The sequence below is a fragment of the Ruegeria arenilitoris genome, from assembly GCF_013031355.1.
GTDB classification, from domain to species: Bacteria; Pseudomonadota; Alphaproteobacteria; order Rhodobacterales; family Rhodobacteraceae; genus Ruegeria; species Ruegeria arenilitoris_C.
Genome location: NZ_WPZO01000001.1, coordinates 78,010 through 99,588, shown reverse-complemented (window position 1 = coordinate 99,588; position 21,579 = coordinate 78,010). Strand labels below are relative to the sequence as shown.

The following is a 21,579-nucleotide window of genomic DNA, read 5'->3' as shown; positions in this document are numbered from 1 at the left end:
GAGGCTTTGGGATCAAAGCGCCCGCCAGCCGATGTCGCGACGGAAGAACCCATCGGGCCAGTCGATACCGTCCACCATTGCATAGGCCCGATCCCGCGCCTCCTGCAGTGTCTCACCCCGCGCGGTGACGTTCAGAACACGACCACCCGAGGCCAGCACCTGCCCGTCCGCAGCTTTGGTTCCGGCGTGGAACACCATGTTCCCGCTATCCTCGGGCAGGTCCTCCAATCCTTTGATCACACTGCCCTTCTCATACGAACCCGGATACCCATTTGCCGCCATCACAATGGTCAGGGCGTGGTCATCCGCCCAGTTCACGCGAGCCTCGCCCAGCCGGCCTTCGGCAGCGGCGTGCATCAGGTCCATCGCCTGCGCGCCAAGGCGCATCATCAAAACCTGGCACTCGGGATCGCCAAAGCGCACGTTGTATTCCACCAGACGCGGCAGGCCGTCCTTGATCATCAGACCGGCATAGAGAACACCCTGAAACGGCATCCCGCGCCGTTTCATCTCGGCCACGGTGGGCTTGATGATCTCTTCCATCGCGCGGGCTTCAATCTCGGCACTAAGAACTGGAGCCGGGGAATAAGCACCCATGCCGCCGGTGTTCAGGCCGGTATCACCCTCACCCACCCGCTTGTGGTCCTGCGCAGTACCAACGGACAGGATGTCCTCGCCATCGCACAACACAAAAAGCGACGCCTCTTCACCCTCCATGAATTCTTCGATGACAACCTCGGCGCCAGCGCCACCAAAGGCGCCGCCGAACATGTCGTCGATGGCGTCCAGCGCGGTTTGCTCATCCATCGCCACGATCACGCCTTTGCCCGCAGCCAGACCGTCGGCTTTGACCACAATCGGGGCACCTTGCGCACGGATGTAGTCCTTGGCTGGTTCGGCCTCGGTGAACCGCGCGTAAGCCGCCGTTGGAGCACCGGACGCATCGCAAATCTCTTTGGTGAAGCTCTTTGAGGCCTCCAACTGTGCCGCTGCTGCCGAAGGGCCAAACACCAGCACACCCGCCTCGCGCAGACGATCCGCCACTCCGGCGGCCAGGGGGGCCTCGGGGCCAACGATCACGAAATCAATCGCGTTTGCTTCGGCAAAACTGACAACGGCCCCGCCGTTTTCGATATCCAGCGCGGCGCACTCCGCGATCTGCGCGATCCCGGCATTGCCCGGAGCCACGATCAGACGGTCACATTTGGGGTTCTGCATCACCGCCCAGGCCAGGCTGTGTTCCCGCCCACCACTGCCGAGAATGAGGATATTCATGACTGCTCTCCGATCTGCTTGGCCTCGCCTTGCGGGCGTTCTAAGCTGGGCGGGCATTTGACACAAGGCGCTGAAATGTCCGACCTGCTAGACGACCCTATTCCCGGCCAAAACACCCCTGAATACACAGTTTCGGACATCTCGGGCGAGGTGAAACGGACGCTCGAAGGCACGTTTGGGCGAATCCGCGTGCGCGGAGAGGTTGGACGTATATTCAAAGCGCGCTCGGGGCATCTGTATTATGACATCAAGGACGACCGGAACGTTCTGGCCTGCACTACCTGGAAAGGTCAGATTTCAGGCCTGTCAGTTGTGCCGGAAGAAGGGCTTGAGGTTGTTGTCACCGGTCGGCTGACCGCCTTTGGCGCGCAATCGAAATACAATCTGAACGTCGATGAGGTCGCGGTTGCCGGGCAAGGCGCGCTGATGGCGCTGCTGGAGAAACGCAAGAAACAGCTTGAGGCCGAAGGGCTGTTTGCTCCCGAACGCAAGAAGCCTCTGCCCTACCTGCCGCAGATCATCGGCGTGGTGACCTCGCCTTCGGGGGCAGTGATCCGGGACATTTTGCACCGCCTGCGCGACCGCTTTCCGCGCAAGGTTCTAATCTGGCCGGTGGCAGTTCAGGGATCGAACTGCGCCCCCGAAGTTGCGAACGCGATCAAGGGCTTCAACCAACTGACCCCCGGCGGAGCCCTACCACGCCCGGACCTGATCATCGTCGCCCGGGGCGGTGGATCGATCGAAGACCTGTGGGGTTTCAATGAAGAAATCGTCGCGCGTGCTGCGGCGGACTCGGATATCCCGTTGATTTCAGCCGTCGGGCACGAAACGGACACAACCCTGATCGACTATGTTTCCGACCGTCGTGCACCAACACCGACCGCCGCTGCCGAGCTGGCCGTGCCCGTACGGATGGAGCTGCTGGCCTGGACCGGCGAACAAGGCGCGCGCCTGTCCCGCGCTGCGACGGATGCTGTGCAACGGCGATCCCAACGGTTGCGCGACCTGTCCCGCGCCTTGCCGCGACCTGACAGCTTATTGAATACCCCGCGCCAACGTCTTGATTTAATTGCGGATCGCCTGACTCCAGCGCTGGAGCGCGGCGTTCAGAACCGCCATCTGCAAGTGGTAAAACTGTCGGCCCATCTGCGCCCATCAACCCTGCGCAACCTCGTGACAAGCCGTCAGGAAGCGGTGCGCAACCTGTCCTCGCGCCTGTCCTTGCGTCCCATTCAGCGTGAGATTGAAGTGCAGCGCCAGACCATCACCCGGCTGGCCGAGCGGATGAACGCAGCGCAGACAACGCGGATGGACCGGATGCGGCAACAGCTGACCGCGACGGATCGGCTGCGCGAAACGCTCAGCTACAAGGCCACGTTGCAGCGCGGCTATGCCGTGGTCCGCGCCGAAGATCAGGTACTGACGACGAAAAAGCAGGCCGAGGAGCATAGCTCACTCCAGATCGAGTTCGCTGATGGCGTGCTGTCCACCGGCCAAGCCACAGGCCCGCGACCGTCCCCCAAGAAAATCCCGAAAAAGGACGCGCCAGATCAGGGCTCACTTTTCTGAGTGCGCCCTACACCCCTACCTCAGGCCCGTAGCAGAGCATCTCTTCGCCGATATCCTGGGCTTCATAGAGTTCCGTCTGCGCCGGATCGCCCTCGAACTGCGCGATCAGACCGTTCCCTGACCGGGTGAAGACCCAACATTGCGGGGCCAGACGATCTTCGTAGATGAAACAGATCTGCTCGTCCTGCTCATACCAGACGCCTTCCTTGCAATTGCCATCCAGAAACGACCAGATGACGCGGCGGTTGGGCAGATAACGCTCGACCCCGTAAACCTTTCCCTGAAAACCGTAAAACAGTGTTTTCCCGCGCGTGTAGTCATCGAAATCCGATGCCGTCAGGGCCGGTTGGGCCGAGGCTGAAAACGCGGGCAGCAGCAGAAGAATCGCTAGGTATCTGAACATGAGCGTATTGTGTCAGATGCGATTGCCCCGTGCCATTGCCATTTCCGCAAAACCACCTGCCTTAACGTCACCGGTTGAGGTGAACCAACAACCCGTAACATGCTGCCTAAAAAACGGGAGGGGTTTTCATGACAACCGCAATGTTCTGGCTCGCAGGTCTTTGTGCACTGGCCTATCTGCCTCTGTCACCACGCCCCGCTAGCGCCTTGCGGTCGCTGCTAAAAACCGCCTCCGTCGCCTTGCTAGCCGGGATCGCCTTGCTACAAGCCGCTCCACTTCTGCTGGTTCTGGCGCTGGCTTTATGCGCCCTAGGCGACGCGCTGTTGTCACGCGAGACCGACAGCACCTTCATGGCTGGCATCGGGGCCTTTGCCGCCGGACATCTGGCCTATATCGCGCTGTTCCTGACCCATCCCGCCAGCGAGCCCGCATTGATTTTCGACCGGCCCGCGATCTTCTGGTCGCTCATCATCCTTGGGATCGTTGCCGCCACCCTGCTCGCACCACGCGCCGGGGACCTCAAAATCCCCGTTCTGGCCTATATCCCGATCATTCTGGGGATGGGCATTACCGTTCTGGCCCTGCCTGAAACCGGCGCCTTGCGCTGGGCCCTGCCCGCGGCCCTGGCTTTCATCGCGTCCGATCTGATCCTGGCAACTGAAAAGTTCTTGCTGCCCGAAGACCACCCGGCCCTAAAGATCACACCCTATTTGGTCTGGCCGCTCTATTGGGTCGCGCAGGCTGGTTTGCTGATCGCATTCCTCTGACCCTTTGCAACTGCCGCAAATCCGCATTAGGTGAGGGGAACACCTGCGGAGACCAAAAATGGCGTTTTTCTCAAAGCTCAAGGACAAGCTGTTCAAATCCTCGTCCCGCCTCGAACAGGGGCTTGAGGCTATTGTTGAGGATGGCGGCGAGGAAACAACCGCGCCTGACCCAATCATCCCCGAGCCCGAGCCGCAGCCCGAACCCGTTCCGGAAGTTCCACAACCGGTCCCCGAAGTGCCGGAACCCGCACCAGCACCGCAGCCCGTCGAGGTGCCTGAACCCGCGCCCGTCGATCCGACCCCTGCGCCGCCCCCGCCCGAGGCCGCGCCCGCAAAGGGCGTGCTGGGCCGTCTGTTCGGTCGCAGTGAAGCCAAGACCGCCCTGCGCCGCACCTTGGACGACGACATGCTGGAACAGCTCGAGGAGCTGCTGATCGCCTCGGATATGGGCGTCGATACTGCCCTGCGCGTCACCGCGAATATGGCCGAGGGGCGCCATGGCCGCAAACTCTCGACCCAGGAAATCAAACAACTGCTGGCACAGGAAGTCGCCCGCGTGATGGAGCCGGTGGCCAAACCCCTGCCCATCTACCCCAAACGTCCGCAGGTGGTTCTTGTCGTTGGCGTCAACGGATCGGGCAAGACGACCACGATCGGCAAACTGGCCAGCCAGTTCAAATCGGCTGGCAAAAAGGTCGTGATCGCTGCCGGAGACACCTTCCGCGCCGCTGCTGTTGAACAACTGCAGGTCTGGGGCGAACGCGCAGGCGTGCCCGTTCTGACTGCCCCCGAAGGGTCCGACCCCGCCAGCCTCGCCTTCGATGCGCTGACCAAAGCGCAGCAAGATGGCGCTGACCTTTTGATGATCGACACCGCAGGCCGTCTGCAAAACCGCGCCGACCTGATGGAGGAACTTGCGAAAATCGTCCGCGTCATCCGCAAGGTCGACGAAACCGCGCCTCACAACACTTTGCTGGTGCTGGACGCCACCACCGGCCAAAACGCGCTGAGTCAGGTGGAAACCTTCCGCAATCTGGCCGATGTCTCGGGCCTCGTGATGACCAAACTCGACGGCACCGCCAAGGGCGGCGTATTGGTCGCGCTGGCAGACAAGTTTGGTCTGCCCATCCACGCCATCGGTGTCGGCGAACAAATCGACGACCTCGCCCCCTTCGACCCCGAAGAGTTCGCCGCCGCCCTTACAGGTCTGGACCAAAGCTGATCCGCCCCTTCATCTGGCAAATGTATCCTCCGGGGGTCTGGGGGGTGGAAAACCCCCAGCCTCATCCCAGCACAAAGACCTGACACTTGAGCGACTGGCTGATCTCACTCGAAGGTACCGAAGCAGGCCACCAACTCGCGCTGGGGCTGGCCCTGATGGCAGCCTTCCTGCATGCGGTCTTTGGAGCCCTACAAAAGGGCCGCCACGATCCGTGGATGTCGCGCGGTGCCATCGACGCCAGCTATTGCCTACTGGCCGCACCTTTCGCCTTCTTCGTGGTACCGTGGCCCGAGCCTTATATGTGGCCGATTTTTGCAACGGTGTGGGTAATCCACATCGCCTATAAAATCCTGCAGGCCATGGCCTATACCAAGGGCTCATACACGGTCGTCTACCCGGTTGTCCGTGGCACCGGTCCCCTTTTTACCGTCATCGGTGCCTATCTACTGTTCGGAGAAACCTTCACTGGCACCCAATGGTTCGGCGTAGCCGTTCTGCTGGCCGGTATTTTCGGGTTGGCCGCCTATAATTTCCGGTTTCTCGAGACCAACCGCGAAACACTGGGCATCGCACTGGTACTGGCGGTCGCGACCGGTTTGTTCGTCGCGCTTTACACCACCTACGACGCTTACGGCATCCGTGCCACCGCAGACCCGTTTACCTTTCTGGCCTGGTTCTTCATGATCGACGGGGCCGCGATGCCGATCTACGCCTTCCTCCGATGGCGCGCGATGATCAACCGCCCGGCCATCGGCCCCCTGATGTTGCGCGGGTTGGCAGGCGGCATCATCGCGCCTCTGTCTTTCGGAGCTATCATGCTGGCCACACGGCTCGACAAGGTTGGCGAAGCCGCCGTCCTGCGGGAAACTTCGACCGTTTTTGCCGCCCTCATAGGCTGGCTTGTCCTGAAGGAAACCGTAGGGCCAAGACGGATCGCGCTGATGGCATTGATTGCACTCGGCGCCGTAATAGTTGAAATGGGCGGGTAAACAGCAGGAAACCGTTATGACAGGCAAAAAAGAGATCAATCCGTTTCTGAAACAGGTGCTGGAGCTTGGCCCCCCGCTGGCCTTCTTCTTCATCTACCTGCGCCTGCGTGACGACAGCTTCCTGATCGGTGGCATCGAATATTCCGGCTTCATCGTCGCAACGATCCTGTTTGTGCCGCTGATGCTGGTCGCCATGGGCATCCTCTGGTACCTGACGGGCAAGCTCAGCCGGATACAGATTTTCACCGCAATCATGGTCATTTTCTTCGGTGGCCTGACCGCCTGGTTCAATGACGAGCGGTTCTTCAAGATGAAGACCACACTGGTCTACGGCTTCTTTTCGATCATGCTGGGCATCGGCCTGCTGCAGGGTAAATCCTACCTCGCCTATGTCCTGGACGAGATGCTGCCAATGCGCCACGAGGGATGGATGATCCTGACGCGGCGCCTGTGTGGCTGTTTCGCGGTTCTTTCTGTGGCCAACGAATTTGTCTGGCGCACAATGTCGACCGACCTATGGGTCAAGATCGAGACATTCGGCTTTCCCATCGCGCTGATGGTATTTCTGATGCTGCAATTCAATCTGCTGCAAGGTTACATGGACGATCCCGACCACCAATAGGCGAGAAAGTGCGCCCCCGTCTCGCCCCATGGGATAACAGAGTTTTGCGCTGTTCCCATACGTAAGGCTGGAACAAACAGACGAAAATCCTTGGCTAAACGCCAAAGCTGTGGAAAGTTGTGTCACCACTCACAGCCGGAGCACCCGAAACTCATGACGGCTTTCCCAGACACTGGCTTTCTGTCCGAAGCGTCAGACAGGCTGAAAGCCATGCTTTCCGCGCAGGCGACCGAAATTTCTCTGGAGCGTGGCGAGGTTCTGTTCGAACAGGGCGACGAAGGCGATGCCCTCTTTGCCATCCTTGAAGGCACGCTCGAAGTGTCCTTTCTGGCCATGAGCGGCCGCAAACTGTCCCTGACCCTGATGCGGCCCGGCGAGATTTTTGGCGAGATTGCCCTGTTTGACAGCGGACCCCGCACCGCTACCATCGCGGCCGCCGAACAGTCCCGCGTGTTGCGGGTCCGGCAAGGTGATGTGATGGAACAGATCCGGCAACATCCCGACCTTGCGGTTGACCTGATCCGTCTGGCCGGCCTGCGTATGCGATGGATGGGATCGCAACTGAACGAGCAGGTCTTTCTGCCGATGCCGATCCGCCTGGCCCGCAAGCTATTGCACCTCTCCGGGCTGCAAGATGACCCATCCACGCGGATCACCCTCTCGCAAAGCGAACTGGCCGAATTTGTAGGGGCTACGCGGGAGGCGGTCTCCAAGACCATTTCCACCTGGAAACGCGACAACGTGGTCGAAGCGTCGCGCGGTGGTCTGATGATCCAGGATTTCGAAGCACTTCGGGAATTGGCCGAGTCCGACCTTATCTGACCCTTGTGACCTGCTTCACAGACCCCGAATGGCGTTAAGCCTATCGTCATAACTGTTACCGTAGGAGGTCAGAGAATCATCCCCGATATCTGTCCACTGACCTCTCCCTGTATCAGAGCCACGTGCCTTACTCGGTGCGTGGCTTACTACCTCCCAGCACAAAAAAGGCCGGAGCATCTGCTCCGGCCTTTTCTCGTTTTTGATTGATTTACTTACTCGCCAAGGCTCAGAGCTACGAAACGGGGTTCGCCTCCGCGACGGACCAACAGCAGCAGGGATTTGCGCCCGGCTTCACGCGCCTCGTCCATGCGTGCCTCAAGGTCTTCAATCGAGCTGACCTTTTGCTGACCGGCCTCGGTGATCAGGTCACCGGCACGCAGACCTTTGGAAAAGGCCTCAGAGGCCTCATCCACCGCGGTCACGACCAACCCGTCAGCATCCGCATCCAGCCCCATATCCGTGCGCAACGTATCGGTCAGCGGCGAAATGGTCAGACCCAGAATATCGGCGTTTTCCTCGGCCGGAGCGTCCGGCGTTTCCTCGTCGCCATTCTCGGCGCGCTCTGCGTCCTCACGGCGGCCCAGAGTCACCAGAACAGTCTGGGTGCCCCCATCGCGGTGGACCACCACGCGGACCGATTTGCCAACGGTGGTTTCACCCACCTGACGGACCAGACCGCGGGTGTCCGCAACCTCGACCCCGTCAAAGCTTAGGATCACGTCCCCGGCCAGCAGGCCCGCTTCCTTGGCAGGACCGTCCGGCACGTCACTAATCAAAGCGCCGCCGGGTTTGTCCAGCCCCATCGCTTCGGCCATATCCTCAGTCACGTCCTGAATGCGCACACCCAGCCAGCCGCGGCGAGTCTCACCGAACTCACGCAGTTGGTCGACGACCTTGACCACCACATTGGAGGCCATCGAGAAGCCAATCCCGATCGAGCCGCCATTGGGCGACAGGATCGCGGTATTCACGCCGATCACCTCGCCATCCATGTTAAACAGCGGACCGCCCGAGTTGCCCCGGTTGATGGCCGCGTCCGTCTGGATGTAGTCGTCATAAGACCCGCTCAGCGCGCGGTTCCGAGCCGAGACAATGCCAGCTGAAACCGAAAATCCCTGCCCCAGCGGGTTGCCCATGGCGATCACCCAATCGCCAACGCGCGCAATGTCGCTGTCACCGAATTTCACGTATTGCAGCGGGCCCGTGGCCTCTACCTTGAGAAGCGCGATATCAGTTTTCTCATCCGTGCCGATCACCTTTGCAGGCAATTCCTTCTTGGGCTGCCCGTCGCCGGGGAAGAATTCCACAAGGATTTCGTCAGCTTCGGCGATGACGTGATTGTTGGTGACGATGTAACCGTCCTCGGAAATTACAAACCCCGAACCCAGTGCGTTGCTGCGGCGGGGGCGGTTGCCTTCGTCACCGTTACGATCCTGAAACTCGCGAAAGAAATCCTCGAACGGTGAGCCCTCGGGCACGATCCCCTGGGGGCCCGTTTGCCCCTCGATCAGGGTTGTAGTGGTGATGTTGACCACCGCCGGGCTGATCTTCTCAGCGAGCGGCGCCAGGCTTTCGCCCCGCGCCTGCGCAGCGACGGTCTGGGCCAGAACAAGCAACATCCCTGCAAAAGCCAGCCACATCAGCCGCATGAAACCAACACTATCGTCCCGCCGGACGGAAATACTTCGTGCTTGTGCCTGCACTTGGGAACTCCTTGTCGACAATTCTTCTGTGGCCGCCCCTCGGCAACCTTTCTTAGCAACCAATGTAGTCAGTTTGTTCAAGCCCGCAACTCGGGATCGCGGGGAAATCACCGGCAATTGAAATGACTGCACTAAAACCCGACCTGATACGCGCCCCACAGCAGCACCAGACCGCTGACCACGCAAAGCAGCCCCGCCAGCCGTCGCGCCTGTTCCGGCAGCGACCGCAGTGCCTCAAGCATGCGTTCAATAAGCGAAGGGGCCAGCGCGTACGCCAGCCCCTCGACAATCAGTACCAGCCCGAAGGCCAGAAGGATCAAGCCCATTATCGGCCACTCTGCCCGGTGGGCGATTTCAGATAGTTGAAGAATTCGGAATCCGGGCTCAGCACCATCGAGCTGTTGCTGCCGCCGAGTGCGCGTTCATACGCGGACAGCGAGCGGTAGAACTCGAAGAACTCGGGGTCCTTGCCAAAGGCTTCGGCGAAGATCGCGTTGCGTTCGGCGTCAGCTTCACCGCGAATGATCTCGGCCTCGCGGTTGGCGTCCGACACCAGTTCGACCACGGTCCGGTCGGCCTGCGCGCGGACACGCTGCGCCGCTTCGTTACCGCGTGCGCGTTCGTCGGTCGCCTCACGTTCACGTTCGGCTTTCATCCGGTCAAAGGTCGCCTCGAGGTTCGCCTGTGGCAGATCGGTGGCCTTCAGACGCACGTCGATCACGTTGACGCCCAGCGCCTGAGCTTCGGCAATCGCGCTGTTGCGGATGCGCAGCATCAGCGCGGCACGGTCCGAGCTGAGGATATCGCGGGACGACACCGAACCCAAGACCTCGCGCGTTTCAGCGCGCAGGATGCGATCGAGACGATCTTCGGCAACCGGGATACCGCCGACACCTACAGCCTGACGGAAACGGTTCAGATCCGAAATCCGGTAGCGCGCGAAGGCATCAACAACCAGACGACGATCATCCAGAGGCGTTACTTCAAGCGGTTGGACGTCAATCGACAGGATGCGGTCATCATAACGGACAACTTCCTGGATCACGGGAATTTTGAAGGCCAGACCCGGCTCTTCCTTCACCGCAACCACACGGCCGAATTGCAGAACCAGCGCACGCTCACGCTCGTCCACGATAAAGATCGAGGACAGGCCGACGACGCCGAGAATCACGACGACAATGAGAAGAATGGGTGACTTACGCATCAGTTGCTCTCCCCGGTCTGGTTGCGGCGCAGTTCGTTCAGCGGCAGATAGGGCACGACGCCCTGCCCCTGACCGGTCGAGTTCTCGTCCAGAATGATCTTGTCGACATCACCCAGAACCTGCTCCATCCGTTCCAGATAGAGACGTTTTCGGGTCACATCAGGCGCTTTGGTATATTCCTCCAGAACCGCGCTGAAACGGCTGGCTTCACCCTGAGCACTGTTGATCTGCTGGGCGCGATAGGCTTCGGCCTCCTCCAGAACCTGCGCAGCTTCACCACGGGCTTCCGCCAGAACACGGTTAGCATAGGCGTCGGCCACGTTCTGAAGGCGGTCACGCTCCTGTGCAGCGGCCTGAACGTCACGGAACGAGGCGATCACGTCTTGCGGTGGGTCAGCCTTATCGAAGTTGACACGGACGATGTTGATCCCCGAGTCGTAGCTGTCCATCGTGGACTGGATCAGTTCCTGCAGACGCTCGGCAATGATACCACGGTCCCGGTTCAGGATCGGGGCCAGTTCGCTTTGCGCAATGATCTCACGCATCGCCGATTCCGACACGGCACGGATCGTCTGGCGCGGGTCACGCAGGTTGAACAGGAACTTGGCCGGGTCATTGATGTTCCAAACGACCTGATAGTCGATATCGACCACGTTTTCGTCGCCGGTCAGCATCAAACCGTCGTCGCTGCCGCGCGTGCCGCCCATGTCTTCGGTCTGTTCGCGGGTGACCGGGATGACCTCAGCGGTCACAAAGGGCCACGGGGCAAAGTTCAGGCCCGGATTGCCGACGGCCGAGAACTCACCCAGAAACAGCTCAACCGATTGTTCTTCGGGCTTGACGGTATAGAAGCTGGCCGCACCCCAAAGCACGGCTGCAACAACCACACCGATCAGCACGGTGCCTTTGGTAAAGATGGGACCACCCCCACCGGCACCCTGACCGCCACCACGACCCGAACCGCCACGGCCGCCCATCAGGACGCGCAGCTGTTCCTGGCCTTTCTTCATCAGCTCATCGATCTCGGGGATCTGCGGGCCGTCGCCTTCGGGGGGCTTGCGCCCGTCCCCGTTGTTACCCCGATTTCCTCCACCGCCTGAAGAGCCTCCGCCCCCCCAGGGGCCACCGCTGTTGCCCGCCATATGTATCTATTCCCTTGTGTTGGACCGTGTGATCACGGTTTCCCTTGTAACTTGTGTGCGCGCAGTTGCAAATCAAGCAGTGCGCACAGGTTGCCGCAGTGTAACCAGTTCCTCGGCCATGACCGGGTGAACGGCAACGGTGCGGTCGAAATCTTCCTTGGTCGCGCCCATCTTTACGGCAATTCCGGCCAGCTGGATCATCTCACCCGCGCCCGGGGCAACGATGTGACAGCCCAGCACCTTACGAGTCGCCTGGCTGACGATCAGCTTCATCAAGACGCGCTGCGTGCCGCCGGCAAACGCTTTCTGCATCGGTTTGAACGAGGTCGCGTAAACCTCAATCGGTTCTTGTGCCGCGGCGTCTTCCTCGCTGAGGCCCACGGTGCCGAATTCCGGCTGCGTGAAGATCGCGGTTGGGATCAACTCGTGATCCACAGGCGTCGGGTTGCCTTTGAAGACGGTTTCGACGAACGCCATGCCTTCGCGGATCGCAACCGGGGTCAGGTTCACGCGGTCGGTCACATCCCCGATGGCAAAGATCGAGGGCACACCGGTCTGGCTGTATTCGTCCACCACGATCTCACCCTTGCGACCGCGTTCAACGCCCACGGCCTCAAGCCCCAGATCATCAGCATTAGGCGCACGCCCGGTGGCGTACATGACCACATCGAAAACCTGTTCGGTTCCGTTGGTGGCTTTGACCCAGATCTTGTCGCCCTGCTTTTTCATCTCAAGCACGTTTGTGCCAAGATGCAGGTCGATACCATTCTGGCACATCTCTTCGCTGATCAGCCCGCGTGCTTCTTCGTCAAACCCGCGCAGGATTTGCGCACCGCGATAGAACTGAGTGGTTTTCACACCCATCCCGTTCATGATCCCGGCGAACTCGCTGGCGATGTAGCCGCCACCGACGATCAGGATGCTTTCAGGCAGTTTCTCCAGATGGAAAATCTCATTCGACGTGATCGCCAGTTCTGATCCAGGGAACTCAGGTACAACCGGGCGACCGCCGGTTGCGATCAGAATATGCTTGGCGGTCTTGCGCGTACCATCGGCCAGCTCAACGGTATGCGCATCAACAACAGTGGCTCGTTGATCAAAGCTCTCAACGCCGTTGTTCTTCAGAATGTTGCGATAGATGCCTTCCAGCCGGTCCAGTTCCATTACCAGCTTGCCGTGAAACGTTTTCCAATCCAACGCACCGGGCTGAATGTCCCATCCATAAGCCTGTGCATCACCGACCATGCCTGAGAATTCGCTGGCAAACACCATCAGCTTTTTTGGCACACATCCCCGGATGACGCAGGTCCCGCCATAACGGTCCTCTTCGGCCAGCGCCACCTTGGCACCGTTTTCACCAGCCGCCACACGCGCCGCACGGACCCCGCCCGAGCCGCCTCCGATGACGAACAGATCATAGTCAAAGCTCATCCTGAGTTCCTTTATACCGTCAGGCCAAAATTCGATGATTATCTGGGGTCGAAAGACGCGCTGCCAACCCTTGTCGGTGTGTAAACTTCACTTAAAGCACTGCCACCATGTGTGTTTCACGCTTCTGCACTGGTGCCAGTCGCCGGTCTCAATCCGCCAGATCCGAGAACAGGTTGTCTCCACTCTCGACCAGTTGGTCCAGTTCGGTGGTGCCCGCATTGATGTCGCGCAGCTCGACCCGGCCATCACCGTGGCCGATCACAACCTTGTCACAGATGTCGATGAACAGTCCGTTTTCGACCACGCCCGGCACCTGATTGAGCACCAAGGCCAGCTGGCGCGCATTCCCGATGCGCTGCAGGTGCAGGTCCAGAATGTGGTTGCCCTCGTCTGTCACAAACGGCGCCTCGCCATTCATCCGCAGCATCGCCGAGTTGCCCAGAACATCCATCGTGTCCAGCGCCTCTTCAATCAGGGTCCGCGTGGTTTGCCAGCCAAAAGGGATCACCTCGACCGGCAGGGGGAAGGCACCCAGCGTTTCGACCTCTTTACCGGCATCGGCAATCACCACCATCTGATCGCTGGCCGTGGCCACGATCTTTTCTTGCAGATGCGCGCCGCCGCCGCCCTTGATCAGGTTCAGCTCACCATCGAACTCATCCGCACCGTCGATGGTCAGATCCAGCCAGCCGGCTTGATCCAGTGAGACCACTTCGATCCCGACCTCACGGGCCAGTTGCGCGGTGCGGATCGAGGTCGGAACCCCTTTGACGCGCAGACCTTCGGTTTTCACCCGTTCGCCCAGGCGGCGCACCATCCAGGCGGCGGTCGATCCAGTGCCCAGCCCGACGCGCATCCCATCCTGAACCATATCGGCGGCACGGCGCGCGGCAACATATTTGGCCTTGCCGATGGGGGACATATCTGGGGTCATGGCAGCGTTTCCCTGTATTGCTGCAGGGTTTATACGGAATGCAACCGCCGACTGCGAGAGCGAAATCGCCCTGCCGCCACCCAAACATCTATCGAAAATACGCGTTTCCAATTGGAAACGTCGCAATCGAGGCTTCCGCGCTTCTTCTGGCGTTATACATAGACTTCATGATCGCGCCCTATCGCCTGCACTATGCCCCCGACAACGCCTCTCTGGTGATCAGACTGGCGCTGGAAGAGATGGGCCAACCCTATGAAACCGTACTGGTGGACCGCCGCCAGAACGAGCAGGACAGTGCGGCCTACAGGCGGTTGAACCCGAACGGGTTGATCCCGGTTCTGGACACACCGCAGGGACCGATCTTTGAAACGGCAGCCATCCTGTTGTGGCTGGCGGATGCACACGGACAACTGGCACCCTCGCCCGAAACTCCAGAGCGCGCGGCGTTTCTGAAATGGCTGTTCTTTGCATCGAACACGCTGCACGCCGACCTGCGCATTCTGTTCTATGCCGAGAAATATATCGACGCCGCACAAGCCGACACCCTGCGCGAAAGTATCCGCCCGCGCCTGCGCCGACATTTGCAGGTTCTGGAAGCCGAAGCAAAGAACACGCCGGTTTGGCTGCACCCGGAGCAGCCCTCGGTTCTGACATACTATCTGGCCTGCCAGATGCGATGGATGGCGCTGTACCCCGCCAACGCCGATCGCGGCTGGTATCACCTGTCGGATACACCCCATCTGCAAGCGATCCTGACGCAGCTTGAAACCCGTCCCGCAACCCAAGCCGCCATTGCGGCCGAAGGGTTGGGGGTTACACCGTTCACCTCTCCGAGTTACGCTACTCCTCAAGAAGGCTCAGCTACCTGACATGTTTCTATCTGTCTTCGATATGTTCAAAGTGGGCATCGGCCCGTCTTCGTCTCATACCATGGGGCCGATGGTTGCGGCCGCTCGGTTTCTGGACCTGATGCGCGCCTCGCCGTTCGAATTCGCGGGGCTACGTGGGTCTTTGCACGGCTCACTGGCCTTTACCGGAGTTGGCCACGCGACCGACCGCGCCACCATCCTCGGGCTGGCCGGGTTCGTGCCCGACACCTATGACAACGACAAGGCCGAGGCCGCGCTGGCCGAAATCGCCAAGACCCATACGGTCACGCCCGAAGGCCTGCCGACACTGATATTCGATCCCAAGACCGACCTTGTCTTTGACTACGATCACAACCTGCCCGGTCACGCCAATGGCATGATCCTGATGGCAACCGATGCGCAGGGCGACGTGATCCTGCGGCAGGTCTATTACTCGGTCGGCGGCGGCTTTGTCCTGACCGAAGAGGAACTGGCTGAGGGCAAGGACACCAATGACGGCCCGCCCGTACCCTACCCGTTCCATTCGGCGGCAGAAATGCTGGAGATGGCAAAAGCCAGCGGCAAGAGCATCGCGCAGATGAAGCGCGAGAACGAAGTTGCCCGCGGTTGCCCCATCAGTTTCGCCAAAGGCACCGCGCGCCTTTGGGAGGTTATGAACGACTGCATCGAACGCGGCCTGAAAACCGACGGTATCCTGCCCGGCGGTCTGAACGTGCGCCGCCGCGCCAAAGGCATTCACGAAGCTCTGCTGGCCGAACGGGGTATGAACCTGAACGCGCCGCACACGATCAATGACTGGATGAGCGTCTATGCCATGGCGGTGAACGAGGAAAACGCCGCCGGTGGTCAGGTCGTCACTGCGCCGACCAATGGCGCGGCGGGCACGCTGCCTGCGGTGCTGCGCTATTACCTCGACCACGTGCCGGGGGCCTCGGAAAGCCATGTCGAGGATTTCCTGCTGACCGCGGCCGCCATCGGCGGTCTGGTCAAGTACAACGCCTCGATCTCGGGCGCCGAGGCTGGGTGTCAGGCCGAAGTCGGCAGCGCCTCAGCCATGGCTGCTGCTGGGCTGTGCGCCGTGATGGGCGGCACGCCTGAGCAAGTCGAAAACGCCGCCGAGATCGCGCTGGAGCACCACTTGGGCATGACCTGCGACCCGGTCAAAGGACTGGTTCAGGTGCCATGTATCGAACGGAACGGGCTGGCGGCGATCAAGGCGGTTTCGGCGGCGTCATTGGCGCTGCGCGGTGATGGCCAGCATTTCGTACCGCTGGACGCGGCGATCGAAACCATGCGCCAGACGGGGCAAGATATGCACGAAAAGTACAAGGAAACGTCGTTGGGCGGTCTGGCGGTGAACATACCCAACTGCTGACGCCACAACAGGAGGGGAAACCATGCGGGGTCATTGTCCTGCGTCACCTGCCATTGCGACAGTTGCAGGCGGCAGTGCGCTGCCCCGATGACCACCTATTTCGGCGTGCGCGACGGCCAGTGGTGCTGGACCGGAGAGGCGCCGAAAACCTTCAATTCCTCTCCAGGAGTCGAGCGCTGCTTCTGCCCGAACTGCGGCACGCCGATCTCGTTCCGCTCGCAATCCATGTCGGACGTACTGCATCTGTACGTGGCGACGCTGGAAGACCCGAACCAGCTGGAACCCACGCTGCACGTGGCGCATGAGGAAAAGCTGCATTGGCTGAAACTTGGCGACGACCTACCCACCTGCATCGGGCCGGACTACACCAAGGTGCAGCCCCTGCCCTAGGCGCACTCCGCCATACGGCTGTCCGCTTGGATGTCAGTCATCGCGGGCGGGCCAGCGCCTGATGGGCCCCGACAAAAACGCCTGCATGACTTGATCCAGAGCGTCACGAGGCACCATCACCAACAGGCCGGGTCCGTCTACGGTCAGCTCCACATCAGACAGCGCCCGGTTCGACGTACCCACGCGACCGTTCGGTTCCAGCACCAAATCGTCGATTGGCCATTCCAGCCCTTTGCTACGGCCGGTTACGCGCTGAAACGGAAACAATGACACCACATCACCAGGCGTGAGGCTTAACTTAATCTGCGGCGTCGCGTGGAAAACAACCTCATGCTCTCCGATCAGGATGCACGGACGATCCCGCAAGCGAACCAGCGCGTTAAGCACCGCCATCTGGTGATCCAGCCGACCACCCAGAAATCCGACCCCGAGCACCAGAGGCGCGTCGATACTGCGCAGGGCCTTGTCGAAGTCCGTGCTGTCCTGTTCACGTATTGGAAACAGACGGTCCGCTGGAATCCGCTCAAGATACGTGCCGGTCAGCGAATCAAAGTCGCCAATAACGGCGTCTGGCATCCGCCCCGAATCAATCAACGGAATAGCTCCGCCATCCGCTGCCACAACCGTCTTGACGCGAATCAGCGTCTGGTTCAGGTCTTCAGGGCCGATTTCACCACCTCCAACCAACGCGATTGGCTCCTCAGACCGCACAATTTGGCTATTTTTTCTAAGATTGATCATTTTTCCCGGATTTGGACACATTGAGACCACAAAATGATAGGTTCATGCTGAGAGTTTCGAGCCATAGGTGTGCCCGTTGCCGGGTGAATGGCTCTTGTAGTTTGTAAAGGACGTGCGTCTGATGGTACAGAATAACAAGGTTTTAACCGTCTCCTATGGAACCTTCTCGTGCACTTTGGAAGGTTTTGACGATTCCTTTGAGACGATGAAAGCGATTGCCGAATACTTCCGTGATCTTGCCGCCGACGATCGGTATTTCGGTTCTGAACCTCCGCAGCCTGATACAGAAATGCTGACGAAAATTGCGCAGCGCGATGCGTCGCGCAAGGTCGAAGCACGCCAGAGCGACGCCGGCCTGCTGATCCGCGCCACGAACGAACCTGCCACCAGCGCGCCGGATCTGAACGTTATCAACACTCCCCCCTCGCCCCCCTCTCAGCCCGTTGTCACTGACGCCGAAGCAGTCGCAGACACGCCTCCCCCTGCCGCTGACAGCATCGCCGCCAAACTGCAGCGTATCCGGGCCGTTGTATCCCATTCCGAGGAAAACTCGGTCATCTACACTGAGGATGAAGAGACGGCCCTGATGAAAAACATAGCCGGTCCGTCTGACGCAGTCGCGGCGGCATTCGCGGCCGGCTCACTGAATCCGGCCGACCTGGAAACCACAACAGAGGCTGACGCACCTGTCGAAGAATCCGAACCTGAACCAGAAATGCCCCGGGCTGAAGAGATCGAAGAACCCGCCGCTCCGGCCCAGGAAATCGAACCCGAGACCCCGGTCTCCGCTGTCGAGGTAGAGGTCGAAGACGAAACTACCACACCGGATGTTCTGCTCGCGGATTTCGACGAAACTGATGAGAGTGAGCCCGAAGGCGATGAGGTAACCAATATCCTCAGCGATACCAGTGCTGACGAAGAACCCACCGAGGCAGCCGCTGATGGGATCATGACGGAAGAGGACGAGGCTGACCTGCTGGAAGAGATTTCCAGTGTGGAAGCCATCTTGGCCGGCCGTTCTAAAACCCCGGCCGCTGAAACATCTGACCTTGACCACGATGTCTCGCGTCTGATGGACAAGGTTGGAGAACAACTGGACAATCCGGATACAAGCAACACACGCGAAACCTATACCCAGCTGCGTGCGGCGGTCGCTGCAACCGAAGCAGAACGGGGTGAAAAAGGTAAGGCCGATCAGGACGATGATCAGGACTACCGTGGCGATCTGTCCTCGGTCGTCAGCCCGCGCCGCCCGGAGGTTGAGGTCACCAGCGAACGCCCAACCAGCGACGCGTCGGCACCGCTTAAGCTGGTCGCCGAGCAGCGTATCGACAATCAGACCAAGGATGCCGGCCCGGTAACCCCCCGCCGTGTGACATCCGAGACCGAGGGTGAAGAAGAAGCTGCTGAAGAAAGTGGTTTTGCCCTGTTCGCGCAAGAACAAGGTGCGCAATCGCTGTCGGATCTGCTGGAAGCAGCGGCCGCTTATCTGTCCTTCATTGAAGGTCAGGAGCAGTTCTCGCGCCCGCAACTGATGAACAAGATTCGCTCGCTCAAGCAGGATGAGTTCAATCGTGAGGAAAGCCTGCGTTCGTTCGGTCAGTTGCTGCGGGACGGAAAGATCGAAAAAGCAGGCGGCGGACGTTTTGCAGCCTCGACCGAGATCGGCTTCCGCCCGGATGACGCGCGCGCCGCAGGATAAAACCCAATAGAATCACGGGATGATGGGCCGGAGATCTCTTCGGCCCATTTTTCTTGCACAAATTTTCCCACTTGTCCCTTTGGCGTCATTTGCGGGCGCACCCGCTATGCTGCACCGCAGAAAAATGGTATACTGGGTGATAGAAAAAAGACGTTTCTAAATCCGTTCAAACAAGGGCCGCGCCATGTATGAACTGCCTATTCGACGCCTCCGGATATATGACAAACCAAAAATAATAAGCCATTTCAACAACCTGAATGACGAAGCTCTAGCTTCGAGATTCGGCGCTCCGGTCAGCACCACATATGTTCAGAGCTATTTGTCCGGGTTATTCGACAACGCGGCATTGATCTTCGGCGCATTTCCGGATTCCTGTTTGCGTGGAGTGGGGGAACTACGCGTATTGCCAGACAGCCGGACGCATGTGGCCGAGGCTGCCTTTTCGGTCGAAACCGCGTGGCAGGATCGTGGTATCGGGGATGCCCTGCTGTCGCGGATCATCACCGCGGCCCGGAATCGCGGAATTCGCGAAGTGCACATGCTGTGCCTGGCCACCAACCAGAAAATGCGCCGACTGGCTGCGAAACACGAGGCAGATCTGAATCTGGTCACGGGGCAGGTTCAGGCAACTCTGACCGCGCCCTGGCCTACCCCGCTCAGCGTTGCTGAAGAGATCTCAGGCGAGTACCACGCAATGGCCCGCGCCATCCTCAGCTGGCCCGGGCCGGATCGGCATCCGGAGTGAACTGACCTAATCAGTCACTCCGGCCTGTCATTCCGACGGCTGGTCCGGGTCTTCCTTGCCGACGCCCTTGAAGACGAACTTGAACGGCAGCGCCCAGACAATGCCCAAAGCGACATAGACCAGCAGCTCCAGCCAGATCGGTGGGCGGTCGAGCCAGTTCACGATTGTCACCACCGCCACGATATAGACCGGCAACCCAATCAACAGCAGCACCAGCGACCAGCGGCGCCGTGCCTTGTAGCTGAGGCCGGTCTTTCCGTCGTCGCTCATCAGTCAGCAAACGGGTCGGTCACCAGAATGGTGTCGTCCCGCTCCGGGCTGGTGGACAAAAGGGCTACGGGGCATTCGATCAGCTCCTCGACGCGGCGCACGTATTTAATCGCGTTGGCCGGCAGATCGGCCCAGCTGCGTGCGCCTTCGGTGGATTCGCTCCACCCCGGCATTTCCTCGTAGATCGGTGTGCAGCGCGCCTGCTGATCGGCCGCGGTGGGCAGATAGTCCAAACGTTCACCGTCCAGCTCATAGCCGACGCAAATCTTGAGCGTCTCGAACCCGTCCAGAACGTCCAGCTTGGTCAGCGAGATGCCGTTCACGCCACTGGTAGCGCAGGTTTGACGCACCAGACACGCGTCGAACCAACCGCAGCGGCGCTTGCGCCCGGTGGTGGTGCCGAACTCATGCCCGCGCTCGCCGAGGCGTTGACCGTCCGCATCGTCCAGCTCGGTCGGGAACGGCCCCTCACCCACACGGGTGGTGTAGGCTTTGACGATGCCTAGAACAAAGTCGATCGACCCCGGACCGATGCCCACGCCCGTTGCTGCCTGACCGGCGATCACGTTGGACGAGGTCACAAAAGGATAGGTGCCGAAATCGATATCCAGCAACGCGCCCTGCGCCCCTTCGAACAGGATGCGTTTGCCCGCCTTGCGCTTTTCATTCAGCACTTTCCAAACAGGCGCCGCGAAGGGCAGGATTTCCGATGCGATCTCTTTCAGTTGCGCAATCAGCGCGTCCCGGTCCACAGGCTCGATCCCCAGACCTTTGCGCAGCGGGTCATGGTGCTGCAGCGCACGGTCTACACGTGCCTCAAGCGTAGCCTCGTCCGCCAGATCGGCTACGCGCACAGACCGGCGGCCAACCTTGTCTTCGTAAGCCGGGCCAATGCCGCGGCCGGTGGTTCCGATCTTTGTGCCTTTGCTGGCAGCCTCTTCGCGCGCGCGGTCCAGTTCACCATGGATCGGCAGGATCAGCGGCGTGTTCTCGGCGATCATCAGGGTTTCGGGCGAAATATCGACGCCCTGCGCGCGGATGGTTCCGATTTCTTTGATCAGGTGCCACGGGTCCAGCACAACGCCGTTGCCGATGACGCTCAGCTTGCCGCCACGCACAACGCCCGAAGGCAGCGCGTGCAGCTTGTAGACCTCACCATCAATGACCAGCGTATGACCGGCATTATGCCCGCCCTGAAAACGCGCGATCACGTCTGCCCGCTCGCTGAGCCAGTCGACGATCTTGCCTTTTCCTTCGTCACCCCACTGGGCGCCGACAACAACCACATTGGCCATATCCGGTCCTTTTGCGCTGAATTACCAAACTCGGCTCGTATAACGAGGACAAAGCGACAGGGAAACCGGTAATTCGCCGCAGATAAGAACCGCGCTGCGCGCGGTGCCT

The 21,579-nt window shown here is 60.2% G+C and carries 22 protein-coding genes; 11 read left to right on the top strand and 11 right to left on the bottom strand.

The window, feature by feature from the left end:
- Positions 1 to 12: 12 nt before the first annotated feature.
- The gene (gene purD, locus GOX63_RS00500) at positions 13 to 1,275 is read right to left on the bottom strand and encodes a phosphoribosylamine--glycine ligase (RefSeq protein ID WP_170324524.1); all 1,263 of its coding nucleotides are present in this window, start codon (positions 1,273 to 1,275) and stop codon (positions 13 to 15) included.
- A 75-nt stretch (positions 1,276 to 1,350) separates the two neighbouring features.
- Here purD and xseA point away from each other — a divergent pair, with 75 nt between their 5' ends.
- Positions 1,351 to 2,844, top strand: a complete 1,494-nt coding sequence (gene xseA / locus GOX63_RS00495; protein WP_170544474.1) for an exodeoxyribonuclease VII large subunit — start codon at positions 1,351 to 1,353, stop codon at positions 2,842 to 2,844.
- A gap of 7 nt (positions 2,845 to 2,851) precedes the next feature.
- Here the strand turns inward: xseA and GOX63_RS00490 are convergent, their stop codons facing one another.
- A complete protein-coding gene (locus tag GOX63_RS00490) occupies positions 2,852 to 3,247 on the bottom strand; it encodes a hypothetical protein (protein WP_170544471.1) in 396 nt (131 codons plus the stop codon).
- Between the two features lie 128 nt (positions 3,248 to 3,375).
- On the opposite strand from GOX63_RS00490, the gene GOX63_RS00485 reads away from it, so the two are divergent.
- The 5 genes from GOX63_RS00485 (at position 3,376) to GOX63_RS00465 (ending at position 7,669) form a co-directional block, all read left to right on the top strand.
- Positions 3,376 to 4,014, top strand: a complete 639-nt coding sequence (locus GOX63_RS00485; protein ID WP_170544469.1) for a lysoplasmalogenase family protein — start codon at positions 3,376 to 3,378, stop codon at positions 4,012 to 4,014.
- Between the two features lie 58 nt (positions 4,015 to 4,072).
- Positions 4,073 to 5,236 (top strand): signal recognition particle-docking protein FtsY, encoded by a 1,164-nt coding sequence (ftsY, locus tag GOX63_RS00480; protein WP_170544466.1) that lies wholly within the window; start codon positions 4,073 to 4,075, stop codon positions 5,234 to 5,236.
- A gap of 86 nt (positions 5,237 to 5,322) precedes the next feature.
- Positions 5,323 to 6,225, top strand: a complete 903-nt coding sequence (locus tag GOX63_RS00475) for an EamA family transporter (protein ID WP_170397723.1) — start codon at positions 5,323 to 5,325, stop codon at positions 6,223 to 6,225.
- Positions 6,226 to 6,241: 16 nt separating this feature from the next.
- A complete protein-coding gene (locus tag GOX63_RS00470; protein WP_170324518.1) occupies positions 6,242 to 6,847 on the top strand; it encodes an inner membrane-spanning protein YciB in 606 nt (201 codons plus the stop codon).
- A gap of 153 nt (positions 6,848 to 7,000) precedes the next feature.
- Positions 7,001 to 7,669 (top strand): Crp/Fnr family transcriptional regulator, encoded by a 669-nt coding sequence (locus tag GOX63_RS00465; RefSeq protein WP_170324517.1) that lies wholly within the window; start codon positions 7,001 to 7,003, stop codon positions 7,667 to 7,669.
- A gap of 212 nt (positions 7,670 to 7,881) precedes the next feature.
- Here GOX63_RS00465 and GOX63_RS00460 read toward each other — a convergent pair whose 3' ends face one another.
- The 6 genes from GOX63_RS00460 to rpiA form a co-directional block, all read right to left on the bottom strand.
- The gene (locus tag GOX63_RS00460; RefSeq protein WP_174826680.1) at positions 7,882 to 9,318 is read right to left on the bottom strand and encodes a DegQ family serine endoprotease; all 1,437 of its coding nucleotides are present in this window, start codon (positions 9,316 to 9,318) and stop codon (positions 7,882 to 7,884) included.
- Between the two features lie 185 nt (positions 9,319 to 9,503).
- Positions 9,504 to 9,698 carry a DUF2065 domain-containing protein gene (locus GOX63_RS00455; protein ID WP_170324515.1) on the bottom strand — a complete coding sequence of 65 codons (195 nt, stop codon included), beginning with the start codon at positions 9,696 to 9,698 and terminating at the stop codon, positions 9,504 to 9,506.
- Positions 9,698 to 10,576 (bottom strand): protease modulator HflC, encoded by an 879-nt coding sequence (hflC, locus tag GOX63_RS00450; protein ID WP_170324514.1) that lies wholly within the window; start codon positions 10,574 to 10,576, stop codon positions 9,698 to 9,700. The genes GOX63_RS00455 and hflC overlap by 1 nt, the downstream gene beginning before the upstream one ends.
- Positions 10,576 to 11,718, bottom strand: coding sequence for an FtsH protease activity modulator HflK (hflK, locus tag GOX63_RS00445; protein WP_170324513.1), 1,143 nt, complete (start codon positions 11,716 to 11,718; stop codon positions 10,576 to 10,578). Before hflK ends, hflC begins: the two co-directional genes overlap by 1 nt.
- A 72-nt stretch (positions 11,719 to 11,790) precedes the next feature.
- Positions 11,791 to 13,149: a glutathione-disulfide reductase gene (gene gor, locus GOX63_RS00440; RefSeq protein ID WP_170324512.1), complete on the bottom strand. Its 1,359-nt coding sequence runs from the start codon at positions 13,147 to 13,149 to the stop codon at positions 11,791 to 11,793.
- Between the two features lie 148 nt (positions 13,150 to 13,297).
- A complete protein-coding gene (gene rpiA, locus GOX63_RS00435; protein ID WP_170544463.1) occupies positions 13,298 to 14,083 on the bottom strand; it encodes a ribose-5-phosphate isomerase RpiA in 786 nt (261 codons plus the stop codon).
- 167 nt (positions 14,084 to 14,250) lie between these two features.
- On the opposite strand from rpiA, the gene GOX63_RS00430 reads away from it, so the two are divergent.
- From GOX63_RS00430 to GOX63_RS00420, 3 genes are read left to right on the top strand one after another with little or no spacing between them, the layout of a single operon-like run.
- Positions 14,251 to 14,952 (top strand): glutathione S-transferase family protein, encoded by a 702-nt coding sequence (locus tag GOX63_RS00430; RefSeq protein ID WP_170544460.1) that lies wholly within the window; start codon positions 14,251 to 14,253, stop codon positions 14,950 to 14,952.
- A gap of 1 nt (position 14,953) precedes the next feature.
- Positions 14,954 to 16,327, top strand: a complete 1,374-nt coding sequence (locus GOX63_RS00425; protein WP_170544457.1) for an L-serine ammonia-lyase — start codon at positions 14,954 to 14,956, stop codon at positions 16,325 to 16,327.
- A 33-nt stretch (positions 16,328 to 16,360) separates the two neighbouring features.
- On the top strand, positions 16,361 to 16,717 hold the full coding sequence (locus tag GOX63_RS00420) for a GFA family protein (protein WP_302478360.1): 357 nt from the start codon (positions 16,361 to 16,363) through the stop codon (positions 16,715 to 16,717).
- Positions 16,718 to 16,750: 33 nt separating this feature from the next.
- Here the strand turns inward: GOX63_RS00420 and GOX63_RS00415 are convergent, their stop codons facing one another.
- Positions 16,751 to 17,404 carry a thiamine diphosphokinase gene (locus GOX63_RS00415; RefSeq protein WP_367647188.1) on the bottom strand — a complete coding sequence of 218 codons (654 nt, stop codon included), beginning with the start codon at positions 17,402 to 17,404 and terminating at the stop codon, positions 16,751 to 16,753.
- 175 nt (positions 17,405 to 17,579) lie between these two features.
- On the opposite strand from GOX63_RS00415, the gene GOX63_RS00410 reads away from it, so the two are divergent.
- On the top strand, positions 17,580 to 19,160 hold the full coding sequence (locus GOX63_RS00410; protein ID WP_170544448.1) for a hypothetical protein: 1,581 nt from the start codon (positions 17,580 to 17,582) through the stop codon (positions 19,158 to 19,160).
- Positions 19,161 to 19,344: 184 nt separating this feature from the next.
- Positions 19,345 to 19,905, top strand: coding sequence for a GNAT family N-acetyltransferase (locus GOX63_RS00405; protein ID WP_170544445.1), 561 nt, complete (start codon positions 19,345 to 19,347; stop codon positions 19,903 to 19,905).
- Between the two features lie 27 nt (positions 19,906 to 19,932).
- On the opposite strand, the gene GOX63_RS00400 is transcribed toward GOX63_RS00405, so the two are convergent.
- Both GOX63_RS00400 and GOX63_RS00395 read right to left on the bottom strand, forming a co-directional pair.
- Complete coding sequence (locus tag GOX63_RS00400) at positions 19,933 to 20,175, bottom strand: DUF2842 domain-containing protein (RefSeq protein ID WP_170397687.1); 243 nt, start codon at positions 20,173 to 20,175, stop codon at positions 19,933 to 19,935.
- Positions 20,175 to 21,470, bottom strand: a complete 1,296-nt coding sequence (locus GOX63_RS00395) for an adenylosuccinate synthase (RefSeq protein WP_170324503.1) — start codon at positions 21,468 to 21,470, stop codon at positions 20,175 to 20,177. The genes GOX63_RS00400 and GOX63_RS00395 overlap by 1 nt, the downstream gene beginning before the upstream one ends.
- Positions 21,471 to 21,579: the final 109 nt, after the last annotated feature.